This window comes from Variovorax sp. GW822-FHT04E09 (assembly GCF_058800845.1).
This window is the reverse complement of record NZ_JBXAMR010000001.1, coordinates 382931-395565: the sequence shown is the minus strand read 5'-3', so window position 1 is coordinate 395565 and position 12635 is coordinate 382931. Positions and strand designations below refer to the sequence as shown.

13 protein-coding genes are annotated in these 12635 nt (G+C 69.1%); 2 read left to right on the top strand and 11 right to left on the bottom strand.

Annotated elements, in window-relative coordinates:
* Positions 1-117: 117 nt before the first annotated feature.
* Positions 118-1056: a LysR family transcriptional regulator gene (locus AC1RL8_RS01905; protein WP_492685656.1), complete on the top strand. Its 939-nt coding sequence runs from the start codon at positions 118-120 to the stop codon at positions 1054-1056.
* Here AC1RL8_RS01905 and AC1RL8_RS01900 read toward each other — a convergent pair.
* From AC1RL8_RS01900 to AC1RL8_RS01865, 8 genes are all read right to left on the bottom strand, one after another.
* Positions 1048-2745 (bottom strand): long-chain fatty acid--CoA ligase, encoded by a 1698-nt coding sequence (locus AC1RL8_RS01900; protein ID WP_492685655.1) that lies wholly within the window; start codon positions 2743-2745, stop codon positions 1048-1050. The two genes, AC1RL8_RS01905 and AC1RL8_RS01900, sit on opposite strands and share 9 nt — an antisense overlap.
* A gap of 99 nt (positions 2746-2844) precedes the next feature.
* Positions 2845-3294 carry a nuclear transport factor 2 family protein gene (locus tag AC1RL8_RS01895; RefSeq protein ID WP_492685654.1) on the bottom strand — a complete coding sequence of 150 codons (450 nt, stop codon included), beginning with the start codon at positions 3292-3294 and terminating at the stop codon, positions 2845-2847.
* Between the two features lie 53 nt (positions 3295-3347).
* On the bottom strand, positions 3348-3959 hold the full coding sequence (locus AC1RL8_RS01890) for a TetR/AcrR family transcriptional regulator (RefSeq protein ID WP_492685653.1): 612 nt from the start codon (positions 3957-3959) through the stop codon (positions 3348-3350).
* A gap of 100 nt (positions 3960-4059) precedes the next feature.
* Positions 4060-4551: a nucleoside deaminase gene (locus AC1RL8_RS01885; protein WP_492685652.1), complete on the bottom strand. Its 492-nt coding sequence runs from the start codon at positions 4549-4551 to the stop codon at positions 4060-4062.
* Between the two features lie 19 nt (positions 4552-4570).
* Positions 4571-4906 (bottom strand): hydroxyisourate hydrolase, encoded by a 336-nt coding sequence (gene uraH / locus AC1RL8_RS01880; RefSeq protein ID WP_062472877.1) that lies wholly within the window; start codon positions 4904-4906, stop codon positions 4571-4573.
* A gap of 48 nt (positions 4907-4954) precedes the next feature.
* A complete protein-coding gene (locus tag AC1RL8_RS01875) occupies positions 4955-5467 on the bottom strand; it encodes a hydroxyisourate hydrolase (protein WP_492685651.1) in 513 nt (170 codons plus the stop codon).
* The gene (uraD, locus tag AC1RL8_RS01870; protein WP_095947650.1) at positions 5460-6014 is read right to left on the bottom strand and encodes a 2-oxo-4-hydroxy-4-carboxy-5-ureidoimidazoline decarboxylase; all 555 of its coding nucleotides are present in this window, start codon (positions 6012-6014) and stop codon (positions 5460-5462) included. Before uraD ends, AC1RL8_RS01875 begins: the two co-directional genes overlap by 8 nt.
* Before the next feature lie 50 nt (positions 6015-6064).
* The gene (locus AC1RL8_RS01865) at positions 6065-7396 is read right to left on the bottom strand and encodes an MFS transporter (RefSeq protein WP_070060608.1); all 1332 of its coding nucleotides are present in this window, start codon (positions 7394-7396) and stop codon (positions 6065-6067) included.
* A 207-nt stretch (positions 7397-7603) separates the two neighbouring features.
* Here AC1RL8_RS01865 and AC1RL8_RS01860 point away from each other — a divergent pair, with 207 nt between their 5' ends.
* Positions 7604-8566: a LysR family transcriptional regulator gene (locus AC1RL8_RS01860; protein ID WP_062472868.1), complete on the top strand. Its 963-nt coding sequence runs from the start codon at positions 7604-7606 to the stop codon at positions 8564-8566.
* Between the two features lie 16 nt (positions 8567-8582).
* Here the strand turns inward: AC1RL8_RS01860 and AC1RL8_RS01855 are convergent, their stop codons facing one another.
* The 3 genes from AC1RL8_RS01855 to AC1RL8_RS01845 all read right to left on the bottom strand — a co-directional run bounded on the left by AC1RL8_RS01855 (position 8583) and on the right by AC1RL8_RS01845 (position 12622).
* A complete protein-coding gene (locus AC1RL8_RS01855) occupies positions 8583-9455 on the bottom strand; it encodes a response regulator transcription factor (RefSeq protein ID WP_492685650.1) in 873 nt (290 codons plus the stop codon).
* A gap of 87 nt (positions 9456-9542) precedes the next feature.
* The gene (locus tag AC1RL8_RS01850) at positions 9543-10115 is read right to left on the bottom strand and encodes a DUF1120 domain-containing protein (RefSeq protein WP_492685649.1); all 573 of its coding nucleotides are present in this window, start codon (positions 10113-10115) and stop codon (positions 9543-9545) included.
* Positions 10112-12622: a fimbria/pilus outer membrane usher protein gene (locus tag AC1RL8_RS01845; protein WP_492685711.1), complete on the bottom strand. Its 2511-nt coding sequence runs from the start codon at positions 12620-12622 to the stop codon at positions 10112-10114. The genes AC1RL8_RS01850 and AC1RL8_RS01845 overlap by 4 nt, the downstream gene beginning before the upstream one ends.
* Between the last annotated feature and the right edge of the window lie 13 nt (positions 12623-12635).

Genomic DNA, 12635 nt, shown 5'->3' with positions numbered 1-12635 from the left:
CGGTGAATGAGGACGATGCAGGGACTTTAGGAAGCCTCGCTTCGTCGATAAACGGGCAAAGCCAACAATCACTGTTTGCAGATTCCAAACAATCAATCGCCGCGCAGGAGCCCTCCCATGGACCGTTTCGATGCAATGCAAGCCTTCACCCGCGTGGTGGAAGCCGGCAGCTTCACCAAGGCCGCCGACACGCTGCACATGAGCAAGACCAGCGTGACGCAGTTGGTGCAGCAGCTGGAGGCGCGGCTGCGTGTGAAGCTGCTCCATCGCACGACGCGCAAGGTGAACGTCACGGCCGATGGCGCGGCGTACTACGAGCGTGCGGTGCGGCTGCTGGCCGACCTGGACGACGCCGAGACCAGCCTGTCGGGCGCCGCCGCCCTGCCCCGCGGCCGCCTTCGCGTGGACGTGCCCAGCCCGCTGGCCCGCATGATCCTGGTGCCCGCGCTGCCGGCCTTTCATGCGCGCTACCCCGACATCCAGCTCGACATGGGCGTCAGCGACCGCATGGTCGATGTGATCGGCGAGAACGTCGATTGCGTCGTGCGCGGCGGCGAGCTCACCGACCCCTCGCTCATGGCCCGCCGCGTGGGCGACCTGCAGCTTGGGGTTTATGCGGCGCCGGGCTATCTCGAACTGGCCGGCACGCCGACGCATCCGCGCGAGCTGGAAGACACGCACCACCGCATCGTCGGCTTCCTGTGGTCGCGCCACGGCAAGACCTTTCCGTACGCCATGCGCCGGGGCGACGAGCGCGTCGACGTGCAGGGCCGCTACGTGCTCTCGGTCGACGACGGCAACGCCTACCTCGCCGCGGGGCTGGCGGGCCTGGGCATCCTCTGGCTGCCGGACTACATGGCCGCGCCGCACCGGGCGCGCGGCGAACTGCTGCCGCTGTTCGAAGACTGGCGGCTCGATCCGATGCCGCTGTACGTGGCGTTCGCGCCGAACCGGCACGTGAGCGCCAAGCTGCGCGCGTTCATCGAGTGGATCGCCGGGCTGATGGCGCAGCATGCGCCGGTCATCGTTCGCCCGGGCCCGTCGGATTCACGTTGACGCAGCCTCTGCTTCTTGCAGCGCGCGCCACATCACCTTGCCGCTGCCGCTCTTGGGCAGCGCGTCGACGAACTGCACCACGCGCGGCGCCTTGTACGCCGCCATGTTCGCGGCGCACCAGTCGATGATGTCCTGCGCGCTCACCGGCGCTTGCGCAGGCTTCAGCACCACCAGCGCCTTGACCGATTCGCCGCGGTAGGCGTTGCGGGTCGCGATCACGCAGGCTTCCTGGATGGCCGGGTGGCGGAACATCAGCGCCTCCACCTCGGCCGGCCAGACCTTGAAGCCGCTCGCGTTGATCATCCGCTTGAGCCGGTCGGTGACGAAGAAGTAGCCCTCCCCGTCCACATGCCCCATGTCGCCGGAGCGGAAGAAGCGCTTGCCGTCGATCTCGATGAAAGCGGCCTCGGTGTCCGCCGGGCGCTTCCAGTAGCCCGCGAAGACCTGCGGCCCGTGGATCACGATCTCGCCCTGCGCACCCGGCGCGACCTCGTGGCCCGTGTCGGGGTCGATCACGCGCGCGTCGGTGCTCATGAACGGGATGCCCAGGCACTGCAGCTTGGGCGCATCAGGCGGGTTGTAGTGCGAGGGCGCGGCGGTTTCGGTGAGGCCGTAGGCCTCGACGTAGCGCAGGCCGTACTGCTCGAACAGCCGCTGCGCCACCGCCTGCGGCATCGCCGCCCCGCCGCCACCGATGGCGACCAGGCTCGACAGGTCGAAGCGCGCCACGTTCGGGCTGGCCAAGAGGTCGATGACCATGGTCGGGATGTTGGCCCAGTGCGTGACCTGGTGCGTGGCGATCAGCCGGCCCGCCAGTTCGCGGTCCCAGCGCGGCATGAGCACGGCCGTGGCGCCCACCTGCATCGCCGCGTGCATGACGCCGACCATGCCGGTGATGTGGAACATCGGCACGGCCACGAGGTGGATGCTCTGCGGCGTCACGTTGCCCCAGGCATTGATGGCCATCGCGTTGTGCATCGCGTTCGCGTGGCTGAGCATGCAGCCCTTGGGCTGGCCGGTCGTGCCGCTGGTGTAGGGCAACAGGGCCAGTGCGTCCGCATCGGCGCCGGCCACGGGCGGCGCTTGTTCGCAGGCCAGGCAGTCGGTCCACGCGTGCACCGCGCCACCGGCCAGCGTCGGCAGTTCGCGCCGCGGCAGCAGCCACGGCGCCCAGGCTGCCGGCATGTCCTGTTCCGACAGCGCGGCTGGGTCGAACGCATCGGTGAACTGGGTCACGACGAGGTGGCGCAGCTGCTGCGCCTGCGGCAAGGCATCGCTGGCTTTCGCGAGCTCGACCGCCAGGTCTGCCGTCGCGATCGCCACCTGCGCGTCGGGATCGACGATGAAATGCTTGAGCTCCTCGGCGCGGTTCATCGGGTTGACCGGCACCACCACGGCATCGGCGCGCAGGATCGCGAAATGCGCGATCACCAGCTGCGGGCAGTTCTGCATCGCCAGCAGCACACGGTCGCCGGGGCGCACGCCCAGCGCATGCAGGCCGGCCGACAGGCGCTCGACGGCGGCCCACAGCTGCGCATAGCTCAGTGTGCGGCCCATGAAGATGAGCGCCGCCTTGTCGGGAAAGCGGCGGGCATTGACCGCGAGGTTGTCCCACAGCGGCGTGCGCGCCGCGTGCAAGGCGCGAGGCAGGCGTCGGGGCCAGAACGTGTGATGCGGGCGGGTGTGCATGGCGTGCTCCTGGTGGGTGGTAACCGATCGTTGGGCGTGGCTGCGCCCTGCCCGCTTCCAACAAGCCGGAAGCGGGAGCGATGTTCGGGAACGAGACGGCTACGGCTGGCCGGGCGCGATGCCCGCGCGCGCAAAGGCGGCCTGCGACTGGGCGCCGTTCATGTAGACGTCCTTGCGCGTCACCTCGCCAGCGTCGTTGACGTCGACCACATCGAGCATCTCGACGCGCGCGGTGAACGGCTTCCCTGCCGTGTCCTTCAGTGGCAGCACCATCACCCACTCCAGCACCCAGTGGCGCGCGCCGAACAGGCTGCGCCGTAGCTCGAAGCTGAAGGGATAGCGGGCGAACACGCCGACGCAGTACTGGCGCAGCGCCTCGCGCCCACGCACCGGTGCGGAACCGTCGTGCAGCCAGTAGGTCGTGTCTTCGGAATGCAGCGACGCGATGCGGTCGGGGTCGCGTGTTTCCCATCCGACGTGGTAACGCGCGAATAACGCGTCGGTCCCCAGGGCGGGGTCGGCGGGATCGGTCTTGCCAGGAAACGCCATGTCTGTCTCCATCGGATGCGATGGAGAAAATTTACCGACTCAAAGTCGGTTTGTCAATCCGGGTGCAAATCCGACCCGTGTTGCTGCAGCCCGCACAGCATGGTTTCGAGCAACCGGCAGTGCAGCTGCACGGCGGCCACCGGGTCTTGCGCCGCCCCGCAGGCCAGCGCCGCTTCGGCCACTGCCCCGGCGATGAGCCGCGTGGCGGCCTCGATCTCTTCGGGCGGCGTGCCCGCCGGCATGATCGCCACGAGCCCGGTGCGGATCGAGTCCATGAAGTGGCGGTCGTCGATGCCGCGCCAGCGCTCCCAGCCGAGCACCACGGGCCCGTCGACCAGGATCAGCTGGCGCAGGCCTTCCTGCGTGGCCGCTTCGAGGTAGATGCGCAGGTTGGTCGCGATGGTGTGGGGCGAACGGTGCCCTTCGATGCGCTGGATGCGCGTGCCGAGTTCCGCCGCAAGCTCGGCCTGCACCGCATCGAGCACCGCCTCGAAGACGTCGTGCTTGGCGCGAAAGTGGTGATACAGGCCGCCCTTGGCGATCCCCGCGCCGGCCGCGATGTCGTCGATGCTGACGGCCGCGAACCCCCGCTCGATGAACAGCTGCCGCGCCGAGGCGAGGATGGCCCCGACGGTGGTTGCGCTGCGCTTGGCCTGCTGGACCATGTGCGTCTTTCTCCTCGATGGCTGCTGCGCCACGTGAACACGCGGGCAGTATGGCACGCAGCATCGGCCCGGCAGGCCCGGGCGCAGCGCTGTCTCCGGCTCAACCCGCCGGCTGCGCCACCTTGTGCCACGCCTCGTACAGGTCCTCGTCGCTTTCGTCGCGCACCGGCAGCGAATGCAGCTTCATCTCGCGCTGCTCCAGCGGCCGGGCGATCTCCACATAACCGCGCGCGGCCGACAGGTCAAAGGGCTCGCCGTCCTCGTTCGAGTAGGCGTAGAAGACCTCCTTCACGCCCGACAGGTACATCGCCGTCAGGCACATCGAGCACGGGTAGCCGCTGGCGTACACGGTGCAGCCCGACAGGTCGGTGCTCTTCAGGGCCTTGGCGGCGGCGCGCACGGCCTGCATCTCGGCGTGGGCCGAAGGGTCGCACAGGGCGTCCACTTCGTTGACGGCGGTGGCAATGACCTTGCCGTCGCGCGCGATCACGGCGCCGAAGGGCCAGGTCTTGCGCTCGCGGATGTTGCCCATGGCGAGGCGGATGGAGTCGAGCAGGTACGCACCTGCGTGGGGGTCATGGGATGTTGTCATTCAGGAAAAGCTCCCGCGGTCAGCTGCCGCGATAGGTGGAAAAAAACCAGGGGGCGCACAGCATCGGCACGTGGTAGTGCTGCGCGGCGTCGGCGATGGCGAAGCGCACGGGCACCACGTCCGACAGCGCATCGGCCGCCTTGAAGTGGTCCCCGACGTGGAACTGCAGCTCGAACTGCCCGGTGCGCGCGGAGGCGGCGGCCAGCATGGGCGCGTCGGTGCGGCCGTCGGCATTGGTGCGCGTGCTGTTCAGGCGCGTCGGCGGCGTGGTCGCCACGTCGTAGAGGTCGACCTTCAGCCCGACGAGCGGGCGGCCGGTGGTGATGTCGAGCACATGGGTGGTGATGCCGGTCATACGAAGAAAGCTCCTTGCAGACGATGGGAATGAACGGGGCCTGCTTGGTCAGCTGCCGCGCGAGTAGGTGTAGCTCCACGGGCCGAACTGGATCGGCAGGTGGATGCGCTCGGCCACGTTGGCCACGCGGATGCGCACCGGCAGCTTCGACAGGAACGGCGGCGTGGGCAGGCGCGACTGCTTGCGCGCAAAGTACTCGTCCACGTGCAGCAGCAGCTCGTAGTCGCCGGCGCGGTAGCTGTCGCCGATCAAGAGCGGCTCGTCGGAGCGGCCGTTGCCGTTCATGGTCACGGTGCGCAGCAGCTTGAAGCCGTCGCCCTCGCGCACCGAGAGATCGATGCGCAGGCCGGTCGCCGCGGCGCCGTGGAAGGTGTCGAGCGCATGCACGGTCAGGCGCGGACTCACGCCGTGCAGCACGATGGGGCCGCTGGCCTGGGCCGGGCCGACGGGTGCGGCCGTTTGTGCAACAGCACCGTGCGGCGCCAGGGCTGCGGCGCCGAGCGCGAGGCCCGACAGCGCGAAGCGACGGCGTGCGGGCAGGGAAATTTCTTTCTCAGGCATGGACCGCTCCTTGGGAGGTGGACGCACCCAGCAGCGTGTCGATGCGCCCGCGGGTGATGAGGCCGATCTGCGTCAGCGCCGCGCGGCGCTCGGCTTCGGTGGACTCGGCGGCGCGGCTGCGCAGCGCCTCGAAGATCTGGCCCTTGGTGCTGCGCCGCACCGCGATGATGAAAGGAAAGCCGTGCCGCTCGCGGTACACGCGGTTCAGCCGCTGGATCTCGGCCATCTCTTCGCGGCTCAGGGCGTTCAGGCCCGCACTGCCCTGCTCGCCGACCGACTCGGCGGTCATCGTGCCGGCCTGGGCTTCGCGGCCCGCCAGCTCGGGGTGGCCGCACAGGAAGGCCAGCTGCTGGGCGTCGGGTGCGCGGCGCACCACGTCGAGCATGGCTTCGTGCAACGCGTCGATGGTGGCAAAGGGCCGCAGCGACCAGGCCGAGCGTGCGACCCAGGGCGAGTTCTCGAAAGTCGGCCCGAGTGCGGCGACGAACGCGTCGCAGTCCATGGCGTTGAGCGCCTGGAGGTCGAAACGATGGGCGTGGGAAGGCATGGAGAGCATCTCCTTTGTATTCAGACAGTCAGACGAAGGGGTGGAAGGAATCAGCGCGCGGGCGTCTTGTGCAGGCGCGGCACGAACAGCAGGATCAGCACGGTGGCGCAGATCTCGACCGCCGCGACCACATACAGGCCCGGCGCCAGGCTGCCGGTGGCGGTCTTGATGAGGCCCAGCATCCACGGCGCGCCGAAGCCCGCGAGGTTGGCGATCGAGTTGATCAGCGCCACGCCGCCGGCGGCTGCAGTGCCGGCCAGGAAGCGGTTGGGCATCTGCCAGAACACGGGGATCGCGCTCATGGTACCGACGATGGCCAGCGTGAGGCCCGCCAGCACCAGGGCCGGGCTCTGGCGCAGGAACAGTGCCACCACCAGCAACGCCCCCGAACCCAGCGCCGCGGCCAGCGCGCAGTGGTAGCGCGACTCCTGGTGGCGGTCGGAGTGGAAGCCGTTCCAGATCATCCCGGCCGCGCCGCACAGGTAGGCGCCGGCCATGATCCAGCCCACGGTCAGCGGGTTGGTGAAGCCGATCTCTTTCACCAGCGTCGGGCCGTAGAAGGTCAGCGACGAGTTCGCCGCGATGATGCAGAAGAAGATCAGGATCAGCAGCCAGAACTTGCCGTTCTTCAGCGAGGCCAGCATGCTGTGCTCGCGGTGGCCCAGCGTCTTGCGGTCGCGTTCCAGGTCGTCGTGCACCAGCTGGCGTTCACGCGCCGTGAGCCAGTGGGCCTGCTCGGGGCGGTCGGTCAGGTAGAAGTAGGTGGCGATGCCGGCCAGCACCGAGGGAATGCCCTCGAGCAGCAGCACCCATTGCCAGCCGGCCCAGCCGTTCACGCCATGCATGTTGTTCATGATGGTGCCGGCCAGCGGCCCGCCGATCACGCCCGCGAAGGCCGAGGCCGACATGAACATGCCGAAGGCCTTGGCGCGCCGGCTGTCGGGGAACCAGTAGGTCAGGTACAGGATGATGCCGGGGTAGAAGCCCGCCTCGAACACGCCCAGCAGGAAGCGCAGCAGGTAGAACATCTCGGTGCTCTTCACGAACATCGTGGCGATCGAGGTCAGGCCCCAGCCGATCGTGATGCGCATGATGGTCTTCTTGGCGCCGATCTTCTGCAGCAGCAGGTTGCTGGGCACCTCGAAGAAGAAGTAGCCCAGGAAGAAGATCCCCGCGCCCAGCCCGTAGGCCGCTTCGCTCCACTTCAGGTCGTCCAGCATCGTCAGCTTGATGAAGCCGATGTTGACCCGGTCGATCCAGGCCAGCACCCACAGCAGCATCAGGAAGGGAATCAGGCGGAAGATGATCTTGCGGTAGATGCCGTCCAGTTCCGCCGTGGCGGTATGTTCCCGGACCGGCGCCATCGTGGCGTCCATGCTCATGGTTGTCTCCATTTCTAGGTGTGGACGGGACGCGCCGCCTGGGACCTTCTGTGGGTCCGCTTGCGGCTGCCGTTCCCGCTGGTGGCGAACTGTAGGCAGATATCGCGGCCCCGGATCACGCTCTCTAGAATGTGCGACATAACGGTTTGCAATGAGGGTCCTGCCGCCGGCAACGCCCCCAGAGGCATTTTTTTCCGCCCTGCCGCCATGTCACGCTCCCACGCTCCCGTCGACACCTACCTGCTGCGCGTGCTGGTCGCCCTGGTGGCCGAACGCAGCGTCTCCCGGGTGGCGGTGCGCATGAACCAGACCCAGCCCGCCATCAGCACCGCCCTGCGCCGGCTGCGCGAGGTGTTCGCCGACCCCATCCTGGTGCGCGAGCGCAGCGGCATGGTGCCCACCGAGCGGGCGCTGCAGCTGCGCGACCGCGCGCGCGGGGCGCTGCTCGAGATCGACCGCATGCTCTCGGGGCCCGAGCAGTTCGAGCCCGCCTCCAGCGCGATGACCTTCCACCTCGCGCTGCCCGACTACCTGGCGATGAGCTTCCTGGCCGACGTGACCACGCGGTTCCGCGCCGAGGCGCCGCATGCGCGGCTGGTGGTGCACCCGCTGAGCGTCACTTACGACTACGAGCGCGCGCTGGCGCAGGGCGAGCTCGACATCGTCATCGGCAACTGGCCGCAGCCACCCGACCGGCTGCACCTGTCGCTGCTGCTCGAGGACGACCTGATGTGCCTCATGGGCAAGAACAACCCGCTGGCCGCCAAGGGCGCCATGACGATGGAGCGCTACATCGCCGCGCGCCACGTGGTGCCCACGCCGTATGCGGCGTCGCAGCGCGGCGTGGTCGAGACGCACCTGGCCACCTTGCGCCAGACGCGCGAGGCCTGCATTGCCGTGCCCTACTTCACCGTGGCGCCGCACCTGCTGGTGGGCACCGACCTGGTCTTCACCACCGCGCGTCATTTCGCGATGCAGTTCGTGCACACGCTGCCGCTGGTGGCGGTGCCCGCGCCGCAGGGCTTTCCGCGCATGCGCTTCTACCAGCTGTGGCACGACCGCTCGCAGCACGAGCCGGCGCACCGCTGGTTGCGCGGCATCCTGGCGGCGGTGGCGTCGGGGCTGGCGCGGCCCGATGCGGCGGAAGCTGCCGCACCCGCGAGCGCCTAGGCTGACTGCCTTTCGCTCAGGCGGCCGAACCCGGCGCAGCGGCTGCGCTCCCCCACGCGCGTTCCCCTGCCCTTCGGACGGGTTCCCGCTGCCGGCGCCTGTTCTCTTCCGGCACGCTGGCCGTGGTGCTCAGCCGGTAGCCCTGCCCCGGGACCGCCTGCAGTTCCAACCCATGGCGTCCGGTGCCCAGGCCGAGCTTGCGACGCAGGCCGCACACGTTCGTGGAAAGCACCCCGGAGCCGCAGCGATGGCCGCTGTCCCAGACCAGCGCGCGCAGTGCGTGGTGGGTCAGGACCTGATCGACGTTCCTGAACAGCACGATGGCCAGGTCGAACTCATTGGGCGTCAATTCGACCCGGATGCCGGCCACCTGCGCGCTGTCTGCGGACAGGTCGAAGCGGAACGCACCCCACTCGACGAACTGGCCCGCCACCCGTGCCCGGTGCCACTGCAGGAAGCACCGCATCAGGAGGTACGCCTCTTCGAACGAAGACGGCGCCACCTCCACGTGGTCGGATTCGCGTGCATGCAGGACCGCCAGTTCACGCAGACCGCGCTTGCTGCCGCTCAGGACCAGGGGGCATTCCGGGCCCACCTGTTCCCGCACCTGGGCGATCAGCGCGCCCGCGGCGCCGGCGTCCACCGGGCAGGCCACGACCACGGCGTCGAAGCGAAGGTGGAGGTAACGGCGCGCCTGCATCAGTTCCAGTGCGCTGGTGAAGACCAGCGGCCAATGGCCGAGCCTGCGGATGGCCCGCCCCATCTGCTGTCGGGGCCGCAGTTCCGGGTCGATCACCGCAATGGTGGCGCACGTGGTCTCGCCCCACGTGATGGGCAGCCGCAGCGTGGAGGGGATGGCGGTAGGGACTGTGCAATGACTCTGCTTCAAGGATCGCTCCAGAGGTGGATGGATGGATCGGATGTCGAATCGCCTTGTGGGCAAGTCGACGGGGTGGTTTGCGCTCTGGACGACGGGCTAACGGCTCAGAACTTCGAAACGCCCCGCGCCTTCCCAGGTGCTCTCGGCACCCACGCGCGTGGCAGCAACTCCCACGAAGGGCTCGATCTCGAGCTGGACCGTGAGGCGTTGGCCCTGGGCCAGGCCGGCGCCGTCCATGGGCGACATGCGGTCGCCGGGCCGAAGGAGCGACGAGGGGGCCGCGCCCGTGGCGTCCGCCTGCGATGCGGCCAGGCGAACCGGCCTGCCGTCGAGTTGCGCCTGCACGATCCGGAGGGTGAAGCGGTCGTTCGCGGCAAACCGGAACCCCGTGTCGTCCGCCGCCGCGCCCTGGAACGACAGCGCCATCGCCGTGCGTTCGGCGCACACCGCCGTGAGCGCCACGAGGCGCTTGCCCAGCGAGGCCCGGGCGGGGTCGGGCTGGCGCTCCAGCAGCTGTGCGCGGGTCATTCGTCCGTAGTCGACGAGCGATTCGCTCAGTTGCGCGTCGCAGCGTGCCGAGGCTTGTGCATGCGCCGGCGTTGCTGCCAGCGCGACAAGTGCCATGCCGAACATCGCGCCCATTCGGTGCAGGCTTTTCATCGTGATCATTGGTGTGCTCCCATGGCCGTGCAGGTCGCATCGGCCGATTCAAAGTAGGCCGAGGCGTCTGGCTTTTCCGGCAGCGAAAACGCGAGCCGGCAGCTGTCCCCGTTCGACAGCGTGACCCGCAGGTCCGCGCCGTCCCGCACGTCGGGCAGAAAGACCTGCCCACCGTCGACGACCGAGGTGACGTACTGGTTGTCGCCGTCGACCACCGCCCCACCCTTCTCGAGCGCCTGCCCCGCGGGACCGATGGCTTTCAGCAGCACCCGGCGGGCGTTGACCACGCCGAAGCGGATGTGGTTCACCGATCCGCGGCCCGCATCGAGCTCCTGGTAGCCGTTCACCAGGTCGACGTTGCGGGGCAGCGACCGGGTCGCAACCTCCAGCCGGCTCGTGTGGTACGGGAACAGCTGCGGGGCCACCGCGCGACCCCACGCATCGGTCCACACCGGGCCTTGCGGCGTGCCGATCCGGACGCCGGACACGCCGCCCACCGAGACGATGCCGAAGGTGTCCTGCACGGGGTACGGCGAGAACGTGACGCCGTCCTTGTGAGCGACGATGCCGCCCTGCAGCTGCCCGCTGTAGGTGGTGCTCGCGCCGTTGCGCGAGAAGCCCAGGTTGGCCTGCGTGTAGCGCGGCAGCAGGCTCAGGCGCCCCGCGAAGTCGTTGCGCCCGTCGCGGCTGTCCCGCTCGGCCGAGACCTGGTAGCTCGTGGTGTCGTTGATGCGCTCGTTGAGCGTGACGCCGGCGCGGGTCCGGTCGTCGTAGCGGTTGACGTACGTCTTCACCGTCTTCGACCCCAGCGGAATGCTCACGGTGACATAGGCCGCATGCTTGTTGTCGAAGCGCCCGAGGTCGCCGGTGCTGCGCTCCACGTTGAGCGACACCGTCGCGTACGGGAACGACTTCACCCACGAGCCGATCACGCGCTGGATGTGGCGTCCGTCGAAGCTCGAGGAGGCCGAATAGGCCAGCCGGAAACCGCCAAGGCTCGCGTGGGTCCAGCCGACCGAGCCCGTGTACTGGCCCTTGTAGCGCTGGCGTGTCCAGCCGGTGTCGAACAGGTCCGGGTTCACCGTGTCCGCCAGGTCGCGAAAGCCCCGGGTCTGTTGCGTGGCGCTCATCGACGCAGACAAGGCGGGCGAGATCACGCTGCTCACCGACGCGTTGACCTGCGTGCCACGCACGCCCTCCCCCGTGGCGTTGGACACGGCCTGGCGAAACCCCGCCATCGTGCCCGGCACCACCATGCGATTCACCGCCCATGCCGCGGCCTGGTAGCGCGACGCCGCCATCGCACCCGCCGTCAGGTGCGTGCGCTTGTCGAGCGCCCAGGTGCCGGTGCCCGTCGCCACCCAGGGCTTGTCCTGCCGGTCGCCGTGGCCGTACGGGCGGTAACGACCGACCGCGAACGAATAGCCCGCTGTCGTGCGAAGCGCGGTCGCGCCCAGGGCGGCTGCCGGCACGGTGAACGGCCGCCGGGAACCGTCGGCCTCGATGACCGTGACTTCCAAGTCACTCGCGCCGCTGAGCAGCGGCAGGCCCGTGAGCGAAAACGGCCCCGGCGGGACCACGGTCGAGTAGATGAGCGCGTGGTTCTGCCGCACCTCGACGCGGGCCTGCGTGTGGGCGATGCCTTCGACCACGGCGCCGTTGTCGCGTGCGTCCGCGCGCAGGGCCTCTTCCGGGACGATCTGCACGCCCACGATCGGATCGCCCGGGAAGATCGAGCTGGCGATGGTGATCTGGCCGCCCTGCACCGTCGAGCCCAAGCCGGTCAGCGTCTTCTGGCCGTAGGCATACAGGTGCTGGAGCTTCTCCTTGCCGTTGTTCGAGGTGTAGCTCTGGCGGCTTCGGAAGATCCAGTCGCCGACGTTCAGGCCGGCCTCGGTGCCCAGCGAGTGGAAGCTGCTGGTGCCGCCGGCATGGCGGCTGTCCATCGTCAGCAGGTCGTAGTTCAGCAGGCCGGCGACGCCGCCGCTGCTGAAGGTGTCGGCCCGCTCGCGGGCCCGGAACGCATCGGTCGGCACGATGAGGCGGACCTCGTCCCTGCCGGGGCGCAACTCGACGATCGTGCTGGGAAACTGGCGCTGGAATTCATCGCAGGCCGTGGCGCCCGCAGCTGCGTTGTCCGCCGCGCGGCCCGCGACGAGGCCGGCCTTGTCCCGCAGCGTCTCGTCGAAGCACAGGCGGCCGTCCGCGTCGAAGGTGGCGGGCACCAGCCCGCGCCGCTCGCCGTTGACGAACAGCGTCACCACGCTCGTCCCGGCGCGAAAGCGGGCTTCATGCCGGAAGTAGTCCGCCAGCTTGGGGTCGATGCCGCGCTGCCTGAGCACGTCCAGGTCGAAGCCGGCGCCCTGCTTTTCCTTGATGAACTGCTCGATGACGTCGGCGCGGTCCTCGCCGGCCAGGGCAAAGGCCGACGGAGAAGCCAGCAGCACGCAGAGCATCGCCGGCAGGCCGGCCGAAGTGCCTTTCGCGCGCTCGCCCGTGACGGCCGCCGGGACCACGGTGCGCAAGGAC